The organism is uncultured Paracoccus sp. (genome assembly GCF_947496875.1).
Classification (GTDB): Bacteria; Pseudomonadota; Alphaproteobacteria; order Rhodobacterales; family Rhodobacteraceae; genus Paracoccus.
Window position 1 is genome coordinate 65953 of the sequence record NZ_CANMEH010000003.1, and the last position, 18585, is coordinate 84537.

18 protein-coding genes are annotated in these 18585 nt (G+C 69.8%); 4 read left to right on the plus strand and 14 right to left on the minus strand.

Features of this window, described 5'->3' with window-relative positions; genetic code table 11:
- Nucleotides 1-69: 69 nt before the first annotated feature.
- The 13 genes from Q0938_RS04740 to Q0938_RS04800 all read right to left on the minus strand — a co-directional run bounded on the left by Q0938_RS04740 (nt 70) and on the right by Q0938_RS04800 (nt 12820).
- The gene (locus tag Q0938_RS04740) at nt 70-759 is read right to left on the minus strand and encodes an ABC transporter ATP-binding protein (protein WP_299359757.1); all 690 of its coding nucleotides are present in this window, start codon (nt 757-759) and stop codon (nt 70-72) included.
- Nucleotides 756-1505, minus strand: coding sequence for an ABC transporter ATP-binding protein (locus tag Q0938_RS04745; RefSeq protein ID WP_299359759.1), 750 nt, complete (start codon nt 1503-1505; stop codon nt 756-758). Before Q0938_RS04745 ends, Q0938_RS04740 begins: the two co-directional genes overlap by 4 nt.
- Complete coding sequence (locus Q0938_RS04750) at nt 1498-2481, minus strand: branched-chain amino acid ABC transporter permease (RefSeq protein ID WP_299359761.1); 984 nt, start codon at nt 2479-2481, stop codon at nt 1498-1500. The genes Q0938_RS04745 and Q0938_RS04750 overlap by 8 nt, the downstream gene beginning before the upstream one ends.
- On the minus strand, nt 2478-3389 hold the full coding sequence (locus tag Q0938_RS04755) for a branched-chain amino acid ABC transporter permease (RefSeq protein WP_299359763.1): 912 nt from the start codon (nt 3387-3389) through the stop codon (nt 2478-2480). The genes Q0938_RS04750 and Q0938_RS04755 overlap by 4 nt, the downstream gene beginning before the upstream one ends.
- 49 nt (nt 3390-3438) lie before the next feature.
- Nucleotides 3439-4581, minus strand: a complete 1143-nt coding sequence (locus Q0938_RS04760) for an ABC transporter substrate-binding protein (protein ID WP_299359765.1) — start codon at nt 4579-4581, stop codon at nt 3439-3441.
- A gap of 113 nt (nt 4582-4694) precedes the next feature.
- Nucleotides 4695-6332 carry an AMP-binding protein gene (locus Q0938_RS04765; protein WP_299359767.1) on the minus strand — a complete coding sequence of 546 codons (1638 nt, stop codon included), beginning with the start codon at nt 6330-6332 and terminating at the stop codon, nt 4695-4697.
- 53 nt (nt 6333-6385) lie between these two features.
- Entirely contained in the window at nt 6386-6793 is a 408-nt protein-coding gene (locus Q0938_RS04770; protein ID WP_299359769.1) for a RidA family protein, read from the minus strand.
- Nucleotides 6774-7202 (minus strand): thioesterase family protein, encoded by a 429-nt coding sequence (locus Q0938_RS04775; RefSeq protein WP_299359771.1) that lies wholly within the window; start codon nt 7200-7202, stop codon nt 6774-6776. The genes Q0938_RS04770 and Q0938_RS04775 overlap by 20 nt, the downstream gene beginning before the upstream one ends.
- A gap of 51 nt (nt 7203-7253) precedes the next feature.
- Nucleotides 7254-8411, minus strand: a complete 1158-nt coding sequence (locus Q0938_RS04780; RefSeq protein ID WP_299359773.1) for an acyl-CoA dehydrogenase family protein — start codon at nt 8409-8411, stop codon at nt 7254-7256.
- A gap of 38 nt (nt 8412-8449) precedes the next feature.
- Nucleotides 8450-9274, minus strand: a complete 825-nt coding sequence (locus tag Q0938_RS04785; protein ID WP_299359775.1) for an enoyl-CoA hydratase family protein — start codon at nt 9272-9274, stop codon at nt 8450-8452.
- Nucleotides 9275-9277: 3 nt separating this feature from the next.
- The gene (locus Q0938_RS04790; protein WP_299359777.1) at nt 9278-9766 is read right to left on the minus strand and encodes a MarR family transcriptional regulator; all 489 of its coding nucleotides are present in this window, start codon (nt 9764-9766) and stop codon (nt 9278-9280) included.
- On the minus strand, nt 9763-10542 hold the full coding sequence (locus tag Q0938_RS04795; RefSeq protein WP_299359779.1) for an SDR family oxidoreductase: 780 nt from the start codon (nt 10540-10542) through the stop codon (nt 9763-9765). The genes Q0938_RS04790 and Q0938_RS04795 overlap by 4 nt, the downstream gene beginning before the upstream one ends.
- Nucleotides 10535-12820: a bifunctional salicylyl-CoA 5-hydroxylase/oxidoreductase gene (locus Q0938_RS04800; RefSeq protein WP_299359782.1), complete on the minus strand. Its 2286-nt coding sequence runs from the start codon at nt 12818-12820 to the stop codon at nt 10535-10537. Before Q0938_RS04800 ends, Q0938_RS04795 begins: the two co-directional genes overlap by 8 nt.
- Nucleotides 12821-13035: 215 nt before the next feature.
- Here Q0938_RS04800 and Q0938_RS04805 point away from each other — a divergent pair, with 215 nt between their 5' ends.
- The 3 genes from Q0938_RS04805 (at nt 13036) to Q0938_RS04815 (ending at nt 16686) form a co-directional block, all read left to right on the plus strand.
- The gene (locus Q0938_RS04805; protein ID WP_299359784.1) at nt 13036-14364 is read left to right on the plus strand and encodes a DUF2254 domain-containing protein; all 1329 of its coding nucleotides are present in this window, start codon (nt 13036-13038) and stop codon (nt 14362-14364) included.
- A 178-nt stretch (nt 14365-14542) separates the two neighbouring features.
- Entirely contained in the window at nt 14543-15691 is a 1149-nt protein-coding gene (gene hisC, locus Q0938_RS04810; RefSeq protein ID WP_299359786.1) for a histidinol-phosphate transaminase, read from the plus strand.
- 62 nt (nt 15692-15753) lie between these two features.
- Nucleotides 15754-16686: a prephenate/arogenate dehydrogenase family protein gene (locus tag Q0938_RS04815; RefSeq protein WP_299360347.1), complete on the plus strand. Its 933-nt coding sequence runs from the start codon at nt 15754-15756 to the stop codon at nt 16684-16686.
- Between the two features lie 34 nt (nt 16687-16720).
- Here the strand turns inward: Q0938_RS04815 and Q0938_RS04820 are convergent, their stop codons facing one another.
- Nucleotides 16721-17770 (minus strand): DUF2125 domain-containing protein, encoded by a 1050-nt coding sequence (locus tag Q0938_RS04820; protein ID WP_299359790.1) that lies wholly within the window; start codon nt 17768-17770, stop codon nt 16721-16723.
- 82 nt (nt 17771-17852) lie between these two features.
- Between Q0938_RS04820 and Q0938_RS04825 the strand changes: the two genes are divergently transcribed.
- Nucleotides 17853-18518 (plus strand): gamma-glutamylcyclotransferase, encoded by a 666-nt coding sequence (locus Q0938_RS04825; protein ID WP_366942730.1) that lies wholly within the window; start codon nt 17853-17855, stop codon nt 18516-18518.
- The last annotated feature ends 67 nt before the right edge of the window (nt 18519-18585 follow it).

Here is an 18585-nt window from a genome sequence, read left to right on the forward strand (position 1 = left end):
CCTGCGGCGATATGAGCATCATCCGCGCGGTTCCCACAAGCCCTAAGCTTTCGCACCTGCCGCACCAGATCAGACGCCCAGGTAGCGGTCGGCCTCCTCCGCTGTCAGTGATGCGGGCCGTCCGGACCAGATCGAGCAGCCGCGTTCCAGCACCACCGCGCGATCGGCGACTGCCCGGATCTCGCGCAGGGACTTGTCGACCAGCAGGATCGAGAGCCCCTGGCCCTTCAGCGCGGCGATCGCGGACCAGATTTCCTGGCGAACCACCGGGGCCAATCCCTCGGTCGCCTCGTCCAGGATCAGCAGACGCGGGTTCGTCATCAATGCCCGTCCGATCGCCAGCATCTGCTGTTCCCCACCCGACAAGGTCGCCGCCGGTTGTCGGCGCCGCTCGGCGAGGCGGGGAAACAGCGCCTCGACCCGGTCGCGGTCCCACGGGCCCGGTCGTGCGGCCACGATCAGGTTTTCGGCGACTGTCAGCGGCGCGAAGCACCGCCGCCCCTCGGGCACCAGCCCCAGCCCCAGCCGCGCCGCCCGGTGGGCGGGCAGGGGACCGAGGTCGGTGCCGGCAAAGCGGATCGTTCCCGACCGGATCGGCAGCAGCCGGCAGAGGGTGCGGATCGTCGTCGTCTTCCCCATGCCGTTGCGTCCCATCAGGGCCACGACCTCGCCCTGGTCCACCGTCAGATCGACATCGAACAGCGCCTGGACGGCACCATACCCGGCCTGCAGACCCGCAATCTCCAGCAGCCGGCTCATGCCTCTTCGCCCAGGTAGCTGCGGCGCACCTCGGGGTTGGCGCGGATCTCGTCCACGCTGCCGGTCGCGACGATCCGGCCGTAGACGAGGACGCTGATCCGGTCGGCCAGGGCAAAGACCGCATCCATGTCATGCTCGACCAGCAGGATCGGCGCCTCGGTCCGCAGCCCGGACAGCAGCGACACCAGCTGGCCGGCGCCCTCGGTCCCCATTCCGGCCATCGGCTCGTCCAGCAGAAAGGCCCGCGGCCGCAACGCCAGGGCCATCGCCACCTCCAGCTTGCGGCGTTCGCCATGGCTCAGCGCGCCGGCGGCGATCTGCTCGCGGCCGTCGAGCCCAACCTGGCGGATGTGGAACCCGGCCGGCTCGGTCAACCCGGAGTCGGACAGGATAGGCCGCAGAAAGCCGAAGCTGCGCCCCGATCCACCCTGAACGGCCAGGCAGACATTCTGCAGAACGGTGAAGTCGGGAATCACGCTGGACACCTGAAAGCTGCGGGCCAGCCCCAGACGGGCGCGCGCCGCGGCGTCCAAGCCGTCGATGCGCTGCCCCTCGAACCGGACCTCGCCCGCATCGGGGCGCAGTTCACCCACGATCTGCTTGATCAATGTGGACTTCCCGGCCCCATTGGGGCCGATCAGCGCGTGGATCTCGCCCGGATACAGCGTCAGGCTGACGTCGTCGGTCGCCGTCAGCGCACCAAAGGCCTTTCGCAGCCGGCGTATGTCGAGGATGGCGTCATGCATGCCCGCGACCCCGTCCCGACAGCATGCCCACGATTCCGCCCGGCGACCACAACACCACGCCCAGCAGCACCAGGCCCAGCAGCACCTGCCAGTAGTCGCTGATCCCGCCCAGCAGATGCTCCATCGTCACGAACAGCATCGCGCCGGCGACCGGGCCGACCAGCCGCCCGACGCCGCCCAGGATCACGAACACCATGATCTCGCCCGACATGTACCAGGACAGCATCGCGGGCGACACGAACCGGTTCAGGTCGGCGTACAGCGACCCCGCAAGGCCGGTGATCATCGCCGAGAGGACAAAGGCGGTCAGCCGGATCCCGAAGGGGCGAATGCCCACCGCGACGGTGCGCTGCGTGTTCCGCCGCGCCGCCTGCAGCGCCAGGCCGAACCGGGCCCGCATCACCACCGCGGTGAATCCCAGCGTCATCAGCAACAGCCCCGCACAGATCAGGAACCACGATAACGGCTGCATCGTCTGCACGCCGGGAAAGGCGTTGCGGACATAGAAGCTCAGCCCGTCCTCGCCCCCATAGGCGGGCCAGCCGACGGCGAACCAGTAGATCATCTGCGCGAAGGCGAGCGTGACCATGATGAAATAGACGCCCGAGGTGCGCAGGCTCAGCGCCCCGATCGCCAGGGCGGCAAGTCCGGACACCAGCAGCACCATGGGCCAGATCGCCAGCATCTCGTTGGTGCCGTTCATCGTGTAGGGCAGCGTCGTCAGCGGTTGGCCGGACATGGCGTGGCTGGCGAGGATCCCGGTGACGTAGCCGCCGATGCCGAAGAATGCGGCGTGGCCGAAACTGACCAGCCCGCCGTAGCCGAGGGCAAAGTTCAGCCCGACGCCGGCCAGCGCAAAGATGGCGGCCTTGGTCGCCAGCGTGACCAGGAAGGCGTGGCCGGTCAGATGGGCGGTCAGCGCCCCGCCGATCAGCAGGCCGAGCGTGGCAAGGTTGATCACCGCGATACGGCTCATGCGCGGGCCCCGAACAGGCCGGTGGGGCGCCAGACCAGCACCGCGGCCATCAGGATGTAGACCGACATCGCCGCAAGCGACGCGCCCAAGGTGTTCGCCGAGGCTTGCGGCATTACCTGCGCCAGCAGCGAGGGCAGCAGCGCGCGTCCGAGCGAGTCGGTCATCCCCACCAGCAGCGCCGACAGCAGCGCCCCGCCGATCGACCCGATGCCGCCGATCACCACGACCACGAAGGCGAGGATCAGCACCGGCTCTCCCATCCCGACCTGCACCGACTGCACCGCGCCGACCAGCGCGCCGGCCAGTCCGGCAAGAGCCGCGCCGAGCGCAAAGACCAGCGTGTAGAGGATGGAGATGTCGACCCCCAGCGCCCCGATCATCTCGCGGTCCGCCTCGCCGGCGCGGATGCGGATGCCCAGCCGCGTGTTGTGCATCAGCCAGAACAGACCGGCGGCGATGGCAATGCCCAGCCCGATCACGCCCAGCCGGAACACCGGATAGACCAGGCCGCCGGGCAGCGTGACGGTGCCCGCCAGCGAAGGCGGCAGGGTGAGATACAGCGGGAACGAACCGAACAGCCAGCGGGCGCCTTCGGAAAAGATCAGGATCAGCGCGAATGTCGCCAGCACCTGATCTAGGTGGTCCCGGCTGTACAGGCGACGGATCACCAGCATCTCGATCAGCGCGCCCGCCATCGCCGCGGCGGCCAGGCTGCCGGCGGCGCCCAGCCAGAAATTGCCGGTCGCCTTGGTGACGACCGCGCAGGCGAAGGCGCCGATCATGTACAGCGATCCGTGCGCCAGGTTGATCAGCCCCATCACGCCGAACACGAGGGTCAGCCCGGCCGCCATCAGGAACAGGGTCATGCCGTATTGCAGCCCGTTCAGGAGCTGTTCGAAGAGGAGCATCGGTTCATCCCGCTGGGATGCGCCGGGGCCGGGGCCCCGGCGCGGCCTGTCACATCTTGCACTCTTCGGCGTAGGCGTCGCCGCGATCCGTCATCGCGGTGCCGACGATGTGGTTGGTCAGCGTGCCCTCGTCATCCTTGACGACCTCGCGCACATACAGGTCCTGGATCGGGTGGTGGTTGGGCCCGAAGCTGAACTTGCCCCGCACGCTGTCGAACTCGGCGGCCTTCAGCGCGTCCCGGAAGGCATCCTGATCGGCGACGTCGGCCTTTTCGGCGGCCGCAAGGATCAGGTTCGCGGTGTCATAGCCCTGCGCGGCATAGACCGATGGCAGCCGGTCGTAGGCGGTGCGAAACTCCTCGACAAAGGTCTTGTTCGCGGAATTGTCCAGATCGGGCGACCAGCTGGCCGTGTTCCTGACACCCAGCGCGGCGTCGCCCACCGCCGGCAGAATGTCCTGGCTGAAGCTGAAGGCGGGGCCGATCAGCGGCGTGGTCACGCCGGATCCCGCATACTGCTTCATGAACGAGATCCCCATGCCGCCGGGCAGGAAGAAGAACACCGCGTCGGCACCGCTGTCGCGGATCTGCGCGATCTCGCCCGCATAGTCGGTCTGTCCCACCTGGGTATAGACCTCGGAGACCACCTCGCCCTTGTAGAACCGCTTGAACCCGGCCAGCGAATCCTGCCCGGCCGGATAGTTGGGCGCCATGATGAAGACCTTGCCATAGCCGGTATCGGTCGCCGCCTGACCGGCCGCCTCGTGGAAATTGTCGTTCTGATAGCTGACCGAGAAATAGTTCTTGTTGCATTGCGGGCCTGCCAGCGCCGACGGCGCGGCGTTCGTGGACAGGTAGAACTTGCCCTGCTGCACGGCGGCGGGGACGACCGCCATGGCGAGGTTCGACCAGACGATGCCGGTCAGGATGTCCACGTTTTCCGACTGGATCATCTTGTCGGCCAGCTGCACCGCCACGTCGGGTTTCTGCTGGTCGTCCTCGGTGACCACGGTGATGTCCGCCGCCTTGTCGCCGGCCAGCTTCAGGGCGAGGTCGAACCCGTCGCGGGTGTCGATGCCCAGACCGGCGCCGCCACCCGAGAGGGTGGTGATCATCCCGATCTTGATCGGCTCGGCCAGCGCCGTGGTTGCGGCCAGCGTTGCGGCCAGCGTCATGATGGACAGGGTCTTCATCGTGGTCTCCTCCCGTGGAGCGTCAGTTTCTGGTTGGTGCGTTCAGTTGTTTGCCGGCAGGTGCCGATCTGCAATCGTTCTTCTGTGTGACGGTAACGCCGGGACCGCCCGGTTCATGCGTCGTCCTTCAGCCGGAAACGCTGGATCTTGCCGCTTTCGGTCTTCGGCAGGGCATCCGTGAACACGATCTGCCGAGGATATTTGAACGGGGCGATCGTCGCCTTCACGTGGTCCTGGATGTCGCGGATCATCAGGCGGTCGCCGCAATGTCCGGGCTTGAGCACGACATGGGCCTGCACGATCTGGCCCCGGTCCGGATCGGGGGCACCGACCACCGCGCATTCGGCGATGGCCGGATGGGTCAGCAACGCGGCCTCGACCTCGGGTCCGGCGATGTTGTAGCCGGCCGACAGGATGATCCCGTCGGTCCGCGCGGCAAAGTGAAAGCGTCCCTCGGCGTCTTGCGAGAAAACGTCGCCGGTCAGGTTCCAGCCGTTCTGGACATACGATCGCTGCTTTTCCTCGTCATCCAGGTAACGGCAGCCCAACGGGCCCCGCACCGCCAGCCGGCCTAGCTGCCCGGCAGGAACCGGGTCGCCGTCGTCATCTACCACCCGCGCCTGGTAGCCCGAGATCGGACGGCCGGTGGCGCCGGGATGATGGTCGTCGAACCGGTTGGTGACGAAGATATGCAGCATCTCGGTCGACCCGATGCCGTCCAGCATCGGCCGTCCGGTCTTTTCGATCCAGTCCTGATAGACGGGCGCGGGCAGCGTTTCGCCCGCCGAGACGGCGGCCCGCAGGCTGCCCAGGTCGGCCCCGGCCTCCATCGCGTTCAGCATCGCCCGATAGGCGGTGGGCGCGGTAAAGCAGATGGTCGCCTTGTGGGTCTGGATGATCTCGACCATGTTCGGCGGTGATGCGTTTTCCAGCAGGCAGGCGGCCGCCCCGAACCGCAATGGAAACACCGCCAGACCACCCAGCCCGAACGTGAAGGCGAGCGGCGGGCTGCCCACGAACACGTCGGTCGGCTGCACGTTTAGCACCTCCTTCGCATAGCCGTCGGCGATGATCAGGATGTCGCGGTGGAAATGCATCGTGGCCTTTGGCGCCCCCGTGGTGCCGCTGGTGAATCCCAGCAACGCCACGTCGTCGCGCCCGGTCCGGACGCAGTCGAAGCGGACCGGCTTGCCCAGCGCCTTGCGGTCCAGTTCGGCGTCGTGGTTGGCCGTCCCGTCAAAGCCGACCACCGTTTCCAGACAGTCAGACCGGATCTCGGCCGCGATCATCTCGGCCATCAGCCGCGTGTCGCACAGCGCGAACCTGACCTGCGCCTTCTCGACGATCTTGACCAGCTCGCCGGCGCGCAGCATCGGCATGGTGTTGACGACCACGGCGCCGGCCTTGGTCGCGGCCAGCCAGCAGGCGACCATCGCCGGATTGTTCGCCGACCGGATCAGCACCCGGTTGCCGGGTTGAAGGCCGAAATCCTTTACGAGGACATGGGCGATGCGGTTGGTCCAGTCGCTCAGCTCCTTGTAGGTCCGCTGCCGCCCGTTCCCGATCAGCGCCACGTGGTCGCCGAAGCCGCGTTCGACCATCCGGTCAGTCAGTTCGAACCCCGCATTCAGCCATTCGGGATAGCGGAACGTCCCCAGATCGATCTGCGGCCAAAGCTCGGCCGGCGGCAGGTGGTCCCGGGTGAAGCTGTCGACGTGGCCCGACGGCCCGAGGGCTTCGTTCGCAGGCATCTCTCCTCTCCTCCCTTGTTCCGCCGGGGGCGCGCTGGTGTCCTGCTGCCGCATCAGTCCGGCACCACGGCGGTTGCCTCGATCTCGACCCGGGCGCGGTCCTCGACGAGGGCCGCGACCTGGACCAGGGCCATGGCCGGGTAGTGCTGGCCCAAATGCTTGCGATAGACCGGGCCCAGGTCGCGCAGCCGGGCCAGGTATTCCTGCTTGTCGGTGACGTACCAGGTCAGGCGGACCAGGTGTTCGGGGCGGGCGCCGCCCTCGGCCAGGACCGCGACGATGTTGGCCAGGGTCTGGTCGACCTGCCCGATGAAGTCGTCGGTCTCGAACGCCTGCTGGCCGTTCCAGCCGATCAGCCCGCCCAGATACAGGGTCCGACCACGGGCCGCGATGCCGTTGGCAAAGCCGCGCGGCGTCTTCCACGATGCAGGCTGCAGCACCTCATGCGGACTGTCGGTCATCGCCATCTCCTTCCATCTGCGCCTGCAGCACGGCGCGCATCTCGTCCGGCCACGGGGCCGCGCGCATGCCGCCGCCCAGCCACACCAGCCGCTTGACCACCTCGATCCGGGTCTCGCCGGCGCAACTCGCCACGATCCGGCAATCGACGCTGCTGCGGCCCACCCCTGTGATCCACAGGCGAAAGCGCAGCTTCTCGCCCAGCCTTGACGGCGCGCGGAAACTGACCTCCAGACGCACGGTGGGGATGCCGTCCCCGTCGGCGATGATCCGGGCGTAGCTGCGCCCGACCACGTCGGCGAAGAAGTTCTCGCAGACCGAGTTCGTCATCTCGAAATAGCGTGGGTAGAACACGATGCCCGCCGGGTCGCAGTGGTTGAACTCGATCGGGATGATCCGGTCATAGGGCATCGGACACCCCATTGATGGCAGTGACAGTGCGGCAGGCTGCGCGGCCCCGGGTCATCGCCGGTTCCCCGCGGCGTCGGCCAGGGCCGCCCGGGCGATCACCACCCGCTGCACGTCGCTGGCGCCCTCGTAGATGCGCAGCGCCCGGATCTCGCGGTACAGCCGTTCGACGGTCTGCCCGACCCGCACGCCGTCGCCGCCATGCAGCTGGACGGCGCTGTCGATCACCCGGCTGGCGGCCTCGGTCGCATAGAGCTTGGCCATCGCCGCCTCGCGGCTGACCCGTGCGGCGCCCCGGTCCTTGGTCCAGGCGGCGCGATAGACCAGCAGCGCCGCGGCATCGACCTGCAGCGCCATGTCGGCCAGATGTCCCTGGACCATCTGCAGATCGGCCAGGGTGGTGCCGTCGGCGCGGGACCGGGTGACACGGTCCAGCGTCTCCGCCAGTGCCCGGCGGGCAAAGCCGAGCGCCGCGGCCCCCACCGTCGCGCGGAACACGTCCAGCACCGACATCGCGATCCGGAATCCCTGGCCCGCCTCGCCGATCAGCGCGTCGGCAGGCAGCCGTAGGTCGTCCAGCCGCAGATGTGCCAGAGGGTGCGGCGCCATCACCTCGATCCGGTCGACGATGCTCAGCCCGGGCGTGGCGGCAGGGACCAGAAAGGCCGACAGGCCGCGCGCGCCGGGCGCCTCGCCGGTGCGGGCGAACAGCACGTAGATGTCGGCGATCCCGCCGTTCGAGATGTAGGTCTTTTCCCCATTCAGCAGCCAGCCGCCGCCGTCCCGGACCGCGGTGGTCGCGGTGTTCGCGACATCCGATCCGGCGCCGGGCTCGGTCAGGGCAAACGCCGCAATGGCCTGGCCGCTGCGGGTGCGGTCCAGCCAGGCCTGCTGGTCAGGGGTGCCGAACAGGCTGATCGCGCCCATTCCCAGCCCCTGCATGGCAAAGGCGAAATCGGCCAGCCCGTCATGCCGGGCCAGGGTCTCGCGGATCAGGCACAGGCTGCGCACGTCCAGCGTTTCGCCGGCCGCGGCGCCGGAATGGCGCAGCCAGCCGCCCGATGCGAGCCGGGCAACAAGGTCGCGGCAGGCCGCGTCGATGTCGGCGTGGTCGATGTCGCCCAGGTGATCGCCGGCCCAGCCATCCAGCGCCGCCGCTAGGTCGCGGTGGCGGGGTTCGAAGAAGGGCCAGTCGAGAAAGCTTCTATCCATTCGTTCCTACCGTGGTCCGGGCAGATCTGCGCCGATCGTCAGTTCCCATGAAAGACCGGCCGTTCCTTCGCGACGAAGGCGCGATAGGCACGCTCGAAGTCCCGGGTCTGCATGCAGATCGCCTGCGCCTGCGCCTCGGCCTCGATGGCCTGCTCCGGCGTCATGTTCCATTCGTGGCTCAGCTGCGTCTTGGTGATCCCGTTCGCAAAGGTCGGGCCGGCCGCGATCCGCCGGGCCAGCGCCTGTGCCTCGGCCTCCAGGCTCTCGGCCGGGTGCAGGGCGTTCCAGAACCCCCAGGCCGCGCCTTCCTCAGCGGACATCGAGCGGCCGGTGTAGAGCAGCTCGGCGGCGCGGCCCTGGCCGATGATGCGCGGCAGGATCGCGCAGGCGCCCATGTCGCAGCCGGCCAGGCCGACGCGGGTGAACAGGAACGCGCATTTCGCCTCGGGTGTCGCCAGGCGCAGATCGGCGGACATCGCCATGATCGCACCGGCGCCCACCGCCACGCCGTCGACGGCGGCGATGATCGGCCTGCCGCAGCCCAGCATCGCCTTGACTAGGTCACCGGTCATCCGGGTGAAGCCCAGCAGGTCCTTCATGTCCATTCCGACCAGCGGGCCGATGATCTCGTGAACGTCGCCGCCCGAGCTGAAGTTGCCCCCGTTCGAGGCAATCACCACGGCGTCCACGTCCTCGGCATAGACCATGGTGCGGAACAGGTCGCGCAGCTCGGCGTAGCTCTCGAATGTCAGCGGGTTCTTCCGCTCGGGCCGGTCCAGCCGGATCGTGGCGATCCGATCCGCCACATCGAACAGCACATGCTGCGGTGTCATTCCGGACATCGTCGTGGTGGTCAGCGCCATTTCCTACCTCGTCAGCTTGCGCAGCACGTCGCGCGCCGCGTCCAGATCGTCGTCGTCGAGCGGGGCAAAGATCCGCGCCACCTCGGCTTCGTGTCCTGCCGCCATGCGGTCGAACAGGGTCCTGCCCTGGTCGGTCAGGGCGGCGCGCACGGTGCGCCGGTCCTCAACACAGGGGATGCGCACCGCCAGGCCCTCTGCCTCCAGCCGGCCGACCACGTCGGTGGCATTGCCGTTCGACACCAGCAGCATCCGGCTCAACTCGCCCATCGTCACCGGCTCGCCGCGCCGGCGCAGCGCCGCCATGACGTCGAAGCGCGGCAGCGTCGTGCCGTGTTCACGGCGCAGGTAGTCGCGCAGCTGGGCCTCGGTCTTGCGGGTGACGCTGAGCATCCGCACCCACAGCTTCAGCCGCCGCTTGGACAGCGCGTCACCTGCGGCACCTGTGGTGTGTTCCGCATGGTCGCGGGGCGCGAGGGGCGGCGCGTCATTCATGTCTCACCCCCGGCGATGGAGATCGCCTGGCCGTTGATCCCGTCCGACCCAGACCCGCACAGCCACAAGGCCGCGGCCGTCACCTCGTCGGGCCGGATCAGCCGCCGCTGCGGGTTGATGTCGGTCAGCGCCTTCAGCGCCGCATCGCGGTTGCGGCCCGTCGAGCGCATGATCCCCGCTATGGTGCGCTCGGTCATCTCGGTGTCCAGGAAGCCGGGGCAGAGTGCGTTGACCGTGACCCGGCTGCGGGCGATTTCCAGCGCCAGGCTGCGTGTCAGGCCGACGACCCCGTGCTTGGCCGCGGCGTAGGGCGCGACATAGGGATAGCCTTTCAGCCCGGCGGTCGAGGCGATGGAGATCAGCCGGCCCCAGCCGTCGATCCGGGACAGTCCTTCGCGAAGGGTCAGGAACACGCCGGTCAGGTTCACCGCCAGCATGGCCGTCCACTGGTCCAGCGTCGTGCGGGTGAACGGGCTGCTTTCGGCGGCGCCGGCATTGGCGATCACGATGTGGACCGACCCGGCCTCCTCGAACATCGCCCGGACCGACGCCTCGTCCGTGACATCCGCGGTGACCGCCTGCGCCCCGGTGCGCGCCGCCACCTCGTCCAGCGGTTCGCGGCGCCTGCCGGCGATCACCACCCGCGCGCCGGCGGCTGCGAAGCCGCGGGCCAGATCGGCACCGACCCCGGTTCCGCCGCCGGTTATCAGGACCGCGCGACCGGACAGGCCGTCCGGCGTGACAGGGTCCCGCGGGGCAGGGGTCGCGTCAGGCACGGATCACCTCGGCTTCGCGTTCGCGCAGGCGGCGGGCCTGATCGCCCCCCGCCTCGTAGGGGCGGGGCCAGGCCTCGCCTGCGTCACCCAGTGCGGTGGCGGCGTGCAGCGTCCAGTAGGGGTCGGCCAGATGCGGTCGCGCCAGCGCCACCAGATCGGCGCGGCCGGCCATCAGGATCGAGTTGACGTGGTCGGGTTCGTAGATGTTGCCCACGGCCATGGTCGGGACGCGCAGTTCGTTGCGGATCCTGTCGCTGAACGGCGTCTGGAACATGCGGCCGTAGACGGGCCTTGCCGCGGTACTGGTCTGGCCGGCCGAGACGTCGATCAGGTCGGCGCCGGCATCGTGGAAGGCGCGGGCGATCTCGACCGCCTCGGCGGGGGTCACGCCATCGTCGTCCAGCCAGTCACTGGCGCTGATCCGCACCGCCATCGGTTTTTCCGCGGGCCAGGCCGCCCGCATGGCGCGAAACACCTCGAGAGGCCAGCGCAGGCGGTTTTCCAGGCTGCCGCCATAGTCATCGGTCCGCCGGTTCGAGACCGGCGAGATGAACGACGAGATCAGGTAGCCATGCGCGGCATGCAGCTCGACCATGTCGAAGCCGGCGCGATCCGCCATCTCGGTCGCGGCGACGAACTGCGCCGTCACCTCGTCCATGTCGGCGCGGGTCATCTCGGCCGGGATGTCGTTGCCGTCGGCCCACGGGATCGGGCTGGCCGAGATCAGCGGCCAGTTGCCGTCGGGCAGGGGGCGGTCCATCCCTTCCCAGCCGATATTGGTCGATCCCTTGCGCCCCGAATGCCCGATCTGGCAGCAGATCTTTGCATCCGTCTCGGCATGGACGAAATCGACGATCCGCTTCCACGCGGCCTCGTGTTCGGGCGCGTAGAGCCCCGGGCAGCCGGGGGTGATCCGGCCGCTGGGCGACACGCAGGTCATTTCCGTATAGACCAGACCGGCGCCCCCCTTGGCGCGTTCGCCGTAATGGACCAGGTGCCAGTCGGTGGGGGTGCCGTCCACGGCCTTGTACTGGGCCATCGGCGACACGACGACCCGGTTCTTCAGCGTCATGTCGCGCAGCGTGAACGGCGCGAACATCGGCGCCCGGCCGGGGACGCCGCCGGCCTGGGCCTGGAACCAGTCCTCGGCCTGGCGCAGCCAGTCGGGGTCGCGCAGGCGCAGGTTTTCGTGGCTGATCCGCTGGCTGCGGGTCAGCAGCGAATAGTTGAACTGCAGCGGATCGAAGTCGAGATAGCGCTCGACCTGCTCGAACCATTCCAGGCTGTTGCGGGCCGCCGACTGCAGGCGCAACACCTCGACCCGGCGCTCGTCCTGGTAGCGCTGGAACGCGGCCTCCATGGTGGGCTCGCTGTGCAGGTATTCGGCCAGGGCGATGGCGCTGTCGAAGGCCAGCCGCGACCCCGAGCCGATCGAGAAATGGCCGGTGGCGGCGGCGTCGCCCATCAGCACCACATTCTCGTGCCACCATGTCTCGCAGATGATCCGGGGAAAGTTCATCCACACCGCCGAGCCGCGCAGATGGGTCGCGTTGCTCATCAGGTCGTGGCCGCCGAGGTGGTCGGCAAAGATCGCGCGGCATTTCTCGACGATCTCTTCCTTGGTCATCGCCGCGAAGCCCATCCGGTCCCACACCTCCTGCGTCGTCTCGACGATGAAGGTCGCGGTGTCCTGGTCGAACTGGTAGACATGGGCCCAGATCCAGCCCTCGGGTTCCTTCTCGAAGATGAAGGTGAAGGCGTCGTCGAATTTCTGGTGGGTGCCCAGCCAGATGAACTTGCAGAGCCGCACGTCGATGTCGGGCCGGAACACCTCGGCGTACTCCTCGCGGACGCGGGAATTGATGCCGTCGGCGGCCACCACCAGGTCATAATCGCGGCGGTAGTCCTCGGCCGAGCGGAACTCGGTCTCGAAGCGCATGTCGACGCCCAGCTCGCGGGCGCGGTCCTGCAGCAGGACCAGCATCTGCCTGCGGCCGATGCCGGCAAAGCCGTGCCCGCCCGACACGATCCGTTCGCCTTCCTTGATGACGGCGATGTCGTCCCAGTAGGTGAAATGGCTGCGGATCGCCTCGGTCGAGACCGGGTCGTTGCCCTGCATCCGCGCCAGCGCGTCGTCGGACAGAACGACGCCCCAGCCGAAGGTGTCGTTGGCGCGGTTGCGTTCCAGCACCGTGACCTCGTGCCCCGGGTCGCGCAGCTTCATCGAGATCGCGAAATACAGCCCGGCCGGACCGCCACCGAGGCACAGAACCTTCATCAGACACCCTCTCTCCCGCCGCCACGGTGGCACGGGCGCGGCGGTCGTTCAAGCTTGAAGTATTCAAGCCTGAACAAAAATGCTTGCGGCTGAGACCACCATCGCTGTTGCGATGTTCATGCAGCGTTCATGCAGTGTTCATGCAGTTTTCACCGTGCGCTGCGTTGCATCGGCAGGCGGCTTGGCGGGTGCGGCGGCGGCGTGTATGGGGCGGCATGCAGCTGCTGTCCGCCATCGTCGATACGGGCCTGGTCTTCCGGGCGCGCGAGGTGCTGCGCAAGCCGTCGGTGCGGGTCGTGCTGTTCAGCCTGGTCGGCGTGGTGACGGCGCTGACGTCGAGCTATCTGGAGCCGGTGCTGCCGCGGAACCTGCCGATCGAACTGGCCTCGGGCGCGGTCGACGACCTGCTGCACATCGTGGCGTCGAGCATGCTGGCGGTCACGACATTCTCGGTCAGCATCATGGTGTCGGCGTTTTCCCGCGCCGCGCAGAGCACCACCCCGCGCGCCGTCAAGCTGCTGGTGGCGGACGGGGTGGCGCAGAACGCCATCGCCGTGTTCGTCGGATCGTTCCTGTTCAGCATCGTGGGGATCATCGGCATCTCCGCCGGCTACTACGAGGGTCGGGCGCGGATCATCCTGTTCCTGACCACGCTGGGGATGATCGCGCTGATCGTCTGGGCGCTGCTGCGCTGGCTGAACCAGCTGAACGATTTCGGCCGGATGAGCGACGTCATCGAACGGCTGGAAGAGGCGGCGACCAGCGCCGCGGTCGGCGCCGCGAAATGCCCCCGCGGCGGCGCCCTGCCGATCGACGAGACGCTGCGGGCGCGCGGCATCATCGTGCCGGCACCGCGCGGAGGGTATCTGCGCCATGTCGATTACGGGCAGCTGGACAGGATCGCGGGCCGGGCGGGCGGCGACGGCACGGGCAGCGACGACGAGGGTGGGGACGGGCCCGACCCCGCGGGACCACCGCTGATCGTCGAGGTGGCCAACCATGCCGGGCATTTCGTCCACAAGGGCGATCCGCTGCTGTACCTGTCGCGTCCGGCCGACCGGAAAACCGAGGCGGCGCTGGCGGCAGGCTTTGCGATCGGGGATGCCCGCAGCTTCGACCAGGACCCGCGCTTTGGCCTGATCGTGCTGTCCGAGGTGGCCAGCCGGGCATTGTCGCCGGCCGTCAATGACCCCGGCAGCGCCATCGACGTGCTGCGCGCCGGAACCCGGGTGCTGCTGGCCCATCACCGGGCCGGAATGGGCGAGGTGGACCCGCCGACCCGCCGCCATGTCCGCGCCCCGGAACTGGACATGGCGGCTGCCTATCGCGAGTTCTTCGCCCCGATCGCGCGGGACGGCCGCAAGCTGGTGGAGGTGCAGCAGGTCCTGCAGGATTCGCTGCGGGCGCTGGCCTGCAATGGCGGCGCGGCGCTGGCGGTGCCGGTGGCCGATGCGGCGCTGGACAGCGCCCTGGCCGAGATCCGGGACGACGCCGACGTGGCACGGCTGCGCGCCTGCCATGCCCGGGTCGGGGACTGCGCCTGAGATCGGCGGCGGCCCGGCCCGCCAGTGCGGCGCACCCGCCCTGTCCGCGGGCCGGTCCGCCGCCACCCCTTCCCAAGCGGGCGGTGCGCGCCTAAGACGGCCGCGCCCCGCCGCCTGCTTTTCGCCGCGTGCTTCCCGCCGCCCCCGTCCCGCCGCACCGCCAGCCGAGAGATCGCCGATGACCCAGACCATCCCGCCCCAGCCCGGCATCATGGAGATCGCGCTGTACGAGGCGGGCTCGTCGCACGTGGCGGGCCGCAGCGACGCGCTGAAGCTGAGTTCGAACGAGAACCCGTTCGGCCCGTCCCCCAAGGCGAAGGAGGCGGTGACGCGGGCGATCCATTCCATGCACCGCTATCCGCCGACCGACCATGCGGCGCTGCGCGAGGCGATCGGCGAGGTGCACGGGCTGGATCCCGACCGGATCATCTGCGGGGTCGGCAGCGACGAGATCATCCATTTCCTGTGTCAGGCCTATGCCGGGCCCGGGACCGAGGTGCTGTTCACCGAACACGGGTTCCTGATGTACGCGATCAGCGCCCGGGCGGCGGGCGCCCGGCCGGTGCAGGCGCCCGAGCGCGACCGGACCACCGACGTCGACCGGCTGATCGCGGCGGCGACCCCCGCGACCCGGCTGATCTTTGTCGCCAACCCGAACAACCCGACCGGGACCATGGTCGGGCTGGCCGAGCTGGACCGGCTGGCCCGCGCGGTGCCGCAGGCGATCCTGGTGATCGACGCGGCCTATGCGGAATACGTGGGCGGCGGCGATCAGGGCGGTCCCGGCGCCCATCCGGACGCGGCGGGCGAGGCGCCCTATGATGGCGGCGCGGCGCTGGCGACGGACCGGCCCAACGTCTTCATGACCCGGACCTTTTCCAAGATCTACGGGCTGGGCGGGCTGCGGGTCGGCTGGGGCTATGGCCCGCGCGAGATCATCGACGTGCTGAACCGGATCCGCGGGCCGTTCAACCTGTCCGGCCCGGCGCTGGATGGCGCGGTGGCGGCGGTGCGCGACCGCGCCCATGTCGACCGGTCGCGGTCCGAGAACGCGCGGCTGCGGGCCTGGCTGGCCGAGGCGCTGGCCGCGCACGGGGTGCCGTCCGACACGTCCTGCGCGAATTTCGTGCTGGCCCGCTTTGCCGGACCCGAGATCGCCGAGGCCTGCGACGCGGCGCTGAAGGACGAGGGCATCATCGTGCGCCGTGTGGTGGCCTATGGTCTGCCGCACTGCCTGCGGATCACCATCGGCGACGAGGCGTCCTGCCGGCGGGTCGCGCATGTGATCGGACGGTTCATGGCCGGCCGGTCGGGGCAGGGCGCATGAGCCCGGATGTCGGCGCGGCGCCGGGCGCGGGATCGCAGCCGGGGGCGGCGACCGGGGCGGGGATGCCGTTCCGGCGGGTGGCGCTGATCGGGCTGGGGCTGATCGCGGGGTCGCTGGCCCATGCGATGCGCGCGCAGGGGTTCACCGGGCAGATCGTCGGCCACGCCCGCAGTGCCGAAACGCGCGATACGGCGGCGCGGATCGGGCTGGTGGACAGCGTATACGACAGCGCCGCCGCGGCCGTCGCGGGCGCCGATCTGGTGGTGCTGGCGGTACCGGTGGGGGCGATGGGCGCGGTCGCGGCCGAGATCGGGCCACATCTGGAACCGGGCGCCATCCTGACCGATGTAGGCTCGGTCAAGCAGGCGGTGATCGATGCGGTCGGGCCGCATGTGCCGGCGGGGGTGCATTTCATCCCCGGCCACCCGCTGGCCGGGACCGAGCAGTCGGGGCCGGAATCGGGATTCGCGACGCTGTTCCGCAACCGCTGGTGGCTGCTGACGCCGCTGCCCGGCACCGACCCGGCGGCACAAGACCGGCTGGTGGCGCTGATCGGCGCGGTGGGCGCGCATGTCGATGTCATGGACCCCGCCCATCACGACCTGGTGCTGGCGGTGACCAGCCACGCCCCGCACCTGATCGCCTACACGATGGTGGGCGTTGCCGATCACCTGCGCCGGGTGACCGAGGGCGAGGTGATCAAGTATTCGGCGGCCGGGTTCCGGGACTTCACCCGGATCGCGGCGTCCGACCCGACGATGTGGCGGGACGTGTTCCTGCACAACCGCGAGGCGACGCTGGATATCCTGGGCCGGTTCACCGAGGAGCTGTTCGTGCTGCAGCGGGCGATCCGGATGGGCGACGGCCAGCATCTGCACGATTATTTCAGCCGCACCCGGGCGATCCGCCGCGGGATCATCGACGCGGGCCAGGACACCGACGCCCCGGATTTCGGCCGGGTGCCGGTCGGCGGCGCGGCCCGGGACAAGGGCTAGGGCAGGGGCGACGCGGGCTAGCCGGGGCGAGGGGTCAGTGCAGCCGCGGCGCCGGGCCAAGCGGCAGCGGCCCCAGCGACACCCGCCCGTCCTGCAGCAGCAGCGGCAGGCGCAGCTCGCCCTCCTCCGGCGGCGGCGGGCCGTCCGCGATCCCGGCGGCGGCCTTGTTGGAGCGGTCGGCCGGGGGCGGCGCCTCGGGGTCCGCCTCGCGGCCGAGATTGGTCAGCACCGTCGTGGCCAGCGTCACCATCGCCGGCGGGAACGCCCCGGCCGCGGCGGCGAGCTCCAGCAGGGCGCGGGCGTCGCGGGTGTAGACATGCAGCTGCCCGGCGGCGCGGCCCTGGGCATCCGCCGCGACCTGGCCGATGATCCGCGCCGACAGCGCCCCCAGCGTGACGGTGATGCCGTCGCTGTGCAGCCCCTGCAGCTGCGGCGCGGTGCCGTTCCGCATCGTCGCGCGGCCGACCGGGCCATCCAGGAACACCCGCAGCACGCCCTGCACCCCGATCGCGCCGGGCAGCACCGCGGCCAGACCCGGCTGCACGGCGGCAGGCGCGATCCCCTGCAGGTCGGCGGTAACGCGGTAGGCGGCACGGGCCTCGGGCGGCGCGCCGGCCCCCAGCGGCACCATCCGCGCCCGCAGGTCGAGGCTGTCGGCGAGCGGCTGGCCCGCGATCGCCACAGGGCCGCTGACCACCGACGCCTCGGTCAGCGACAGGGCGTTCGCGGGGGATACGCGCAGCGACAGGTCGGCCCCCTGCGCCGTGACCTCGCGCGGCTGCCCGGCCACCGGCAGCGTCATCCGGGGCGGCAGCGTCGCGTGGAAGCGGTTGGGCTGGGTCGGTTCGGCCCACAGCGCCAGGTCGGGCAGCGCCGCGGGTCCCTGGTCGGTCTCGATCGCGACATCGCGCAGTTCCAGGCCGATCCGGTACACCTCGCGCAGCGGCGCGACCGAGGCGGCCGCGATCCGCGGGTCACGCGCGATCATGTCGGTCGCACGGCGGGCCAGCAGCGTTTCGCCACTCAGCCAGGCAGCGGCCAGCAGCGCCACCAGCAGCAGGATCAGCCCCAGGAAGACGCGCATCCGTGACCTTTCGTCAGAGGGCCGGGCCTTGGCAGCGGCCGGCCGTTCCGCCTAACCTGCGCGCCGGTGAAAGGGCAAGAGAATGGCATCGGGACAGCAGGAGTTGGCGCCGGGACACTGGGTGTTCGCCTATGGGTCGCTGATGTGGGACCCGCAGGTGCCGGTGGCAGAGAGCATCATCGCGCGGCTGGAGGATTACAGCCGCAGCTTCTGCCTGCGCTCGATCCAGCATCGCGGCACCCGCGAGCTGCCCGGGCTGGTGCTGGGGCTCGACCCCTGCGTGGGCGCGCAGTGCAGCGGCGTGGCGCTGCGGGTGGAGGCCGCGCACTGGCCCGACGCGCTGGCCATGATCCGCCATCGCGAGATGGTCACCGCCGCCTACGAGGAGCGGGCGGTTCCGGTAACCCTGGCGGACGGCCGCCGGGTGACGGCGCTGACCTATGTCATGCGGCGCGACCACTGGCAGTATGCCGGGGACATGAGCGCGCCCGAACAGGCGACGATCATCGCCGCGGCGCAGGGCGGACGGGGCGCCAACGCGGAGTATCTGTTCAACACCGTGGCGCACCTAGACCAGCTGGGCCTGCCGGATGCGGGAATGGCGGATCTGGCCGAACGGGTGCGGGCGATCCTGACGGAACGGGCGCGGGATCCCGTGCCGTGCCGAACGCCCGGAGCGGCTGCATCACCGGAGCCTGCCGCCGAGCGGCCCCCGTCGCGCGGGGTGCCGATCCCACGCCCCGCCTGACGACGCGGCGCTGCCTCGGTCCCTGGCAGCTTGCGTGGCCGCAGACCTGCGGTCCGGTGGCCCCGTC

Coding starts and splice junctions, on each gene's coding strand:
- Q0938_RS04800 (WP_299359782.1), bottom strand. CDS start 12,820: ATGAAGGTTCTGTGCCTCGGTGGCGGTCCGGCCGGGCTGTATTTCGCG.
- Q0938_RS04805 (WP_299359784.1), top strand. CDS start 13,036: ATGCAGCTGCTGTCCGCCATCGTCGATACGGGCCTGGTCTTCCGGGCG.
- Q0938_RS04780 (WP_299359773.1), bottom strand. CDS start 8,411: ATGGATAGAAGCTTTCTCGACTGGCCCTTCTTCGAACCCCGCCACCGC.
- Q0938_RS04820 (WP_299359790.1), bottom strand. CDS start 17,770: ATGCGCGTCTTCCTGGGGCTGATCCTGCTGCTGGTGGCGCTGCTGGCC.
- Q0938_RS04815 (WP_299360347.1), top strand. CDS start 15,754: ATGCCGTTCCGGCGGGTGGCGCTGATCGGGCTGGGGCTGATCGCGGGG.
- Q0938_RS04760 (WP_299359765.1), bottom strand. CDS start 4,581: ATGAAGACCCTGTCCATCATGACGCTGGCCGCAACGCTGGCCGCAACC.
- Q0938_RS04765 (WP_299359767.1), bottom strand. CDS start 6,332: ATGCCTGCGAACGAAGCCCTCGGGCCGTCGGGCCACGTCGACAGCTTC.
- Q0938_RS04770 (WP_299359769.1), bottom strand. CDS start 6,793: ATGACCGACAGTCCGCATGAGGTGCTGCAGCCTGCATCGTGGAAGACG.
- Q0938_RS04785 (WP_299359775.1), bottom strand. CDS start 9,274: ATGGCGCTGACCACCACGACGATGTCCGGAATGACACCGCAGCATGTG.
- Q0938_RS04825 (WP_366942730.1), top strand. CDS start 17,853: ATGGCATCGGGACAGCAGGAGTTGGCGCCGGGACACTGGGTGTTCGCC.
- Q0938_RS04775 (WP_299359771.1), bottom strand. CDS start 7,202: ATGCCCTATGACCGGATCATCCCGATCGAGTTCAACCACTGCGACCCG.
- Q0938_RS04790 (WP_299359777.1), bottom strand. CDS start 9,766: ATGAATGACGCGCCGCCCCTCGCGCCCCGCGACCATGCGGAACACACC.
- hisC (WP_299359786.1), top strand. CDS start 14,543: ATGACCCAGACCATCCCGCCCCAGCCCGGCATCATGGAGATCGCGCTG.
- Q0938_RS04750 (WP_299359761.1), bottom strand. CDS start 2,481: ATGAGCCGTATCGCGGTGATCAACCTTGCCACGCTCGGCCTGCTGATC.
- Q0938_RS04745 (WP_299359759.1), bottom strand. CDS start 1,505: ATGCATGACGCCATCCTCGACATACGCCGGCTGCGAAAGGCCTTTGGT.
- Q0938_RS04755 (WP_299359763.1), bottom strand. CDS start 3,389: ATGCTCCTCTTCGAACAGCTCCTGAACGGGCTGCAATACGGCATGACC.
- Q0938_RS04740 (WP_299359757.1), bottom strand. CDS start 759: ATGAGCCGGCTGCTGGAGATTGCGGGTCTGCAGGCCGGGTATGGTGCC.